Source organism: Belnapia sp. AC561, assembly GCF_979252845.1.
In genome coordinates this window covers 1-262 of record NZ_CEEDBP010000279.1, presented here as the reverse complement: position 1 = coordinate 262, position 262 = coordinate 1, and the positions used below count along the sequence as shown (strand labels likewise).

The following is a 262-nucleotide window of genomic DNA, read 5'->3' as shown; positions in this document are numbered from 1 at the left end:
GCACATACGCGGCGCCGGTTTTCATCACCGCCAGCAGCGCCACGATCATCTCTACCGAGCGCGGTAACGCCACGCCCACCACCACTTCCGGCGCCGCGCCACGCGCTTGAAGCACACGCGCCAGTCGGTTCGCGGCGCTATCCAGTTCGGCATAACTCAGCTGCGCATCGCCGCATGCAATCGCCAGGGCGTGCGGTTGTTGCCCGGCCTGCTCGGCGATCAGGTCCGGCAGTAGCTGCGCACGATGGCTCGGCGCAGGGGC

The 262-nt window shown here is 68.3% G+C and carries 1 protein-coding gene; it reads right to left on the bottom strand.

Annotated elements, in window-relative coordinates:
- The coding region (locus AC0IW9_RS31080; protein WP_471652154.1) for an AMP-binding protein at positions 1-262 on the bottom strand (262 nt) is incomplete at both ends.